Here is an 887-nt window from a genome sequence, read left to right on the forward strand (position 1 = left end):
CTACACCACCGATCCGCGCGTGGTGCATACAGCCCATCGTATCGATGAGATCACCTTCGAAGAAGCTGCTGAAATGGCGACATTTGGCGCGAAAGTGCTGCATCCGGCGACGCTGCTGCCTGCGGTCCGCAGTGATATTCCGGTGTTTGTCGGTTCCAGCAAAGATCCATCAGCCGGTGGCACAATGGTGTGCAATAAAACCGAGAACCCGCCACTGTTCCGCGCTCTTGCGTTGCGCCGTAAACAGACGCTACTGACGCTGCACAGCCTGAATATGCTGCATGCACGCGGGTTCCTTGCCGAAGTCTTCAACATCCTGGCGCGCCACAATATCTCCGTTGACCTGATCACCACCTCCGAAGTGAGCGTGGCGCTGACGCTGGATACCACCGGTTCAACCTCGACCGGAGACAGCCTGCTGACCCAGGCGTTGCTGACGGAACTCTCCTCCCTGTGTCGGGTGGAAGTGGAAGAGAATCTCGCGCTGGTGGCGATTATCGGCAACAAACTTTCTCAGGCCTGTGGCGTGGGCAAAGAAGTGTTTGGCGTGCTGGAGCCGTTCAATCTGCGCATGATCTGTTACGGTGCCAGCAGCTACAATCTCTGCTTCCTGGTCCCTGGACAGGATGCAGAGAAAATTGTTCAGACACTGCACCGTAATCTGTTCGAATAAAATCGAATGATGACGATGAAACCGGGCCTCGCCCGGTTTTTTATTGCTCTGGCACACTCGCATCACCTGCATACTCGCTGAAAGAAAAAATGCGATTCTAAAAAGGAAGTCTCTCTATGCTCGCCACTGTTACCCGACTGTTTCCCCTCTGGGCAGTCCTGCTCTCTGTTGCCGCGTATTACACGCCCACGACCTTCACCGGCATGGGGCCTTA

The 887-nt window shown here is 55.4% G+C and carries 1 protein-coding gene and 1 pseudogene; both read left to right on the plus strand.

Annotated features, from left to right (window positions below):
* On the plus strand, positions 1-673 hold a 673-nt coding region (locus WH277_RS02335; protein ID WP_339504182.1), incomplete at its 5' end, for an aspartate kinase.
* Positions 674-789: 116 nt separating this feature from the next.
* A pseudogene (locus tag WH277_RS02340) lies at positions 790-887 on the plus strand (bile acid:sodium symporter); the annotation flags it as partial.

Origin of the sequence: Erwinia sp. MYb416 (genome assembly GCF_037479575.1) — a bacterium.
GTDB lineage: Bacteria > Pseudomonadota > Gammaproteobacteria > Enterobacterales > Enterobacteriaceae > Erwinia > Erwinia rhapontici.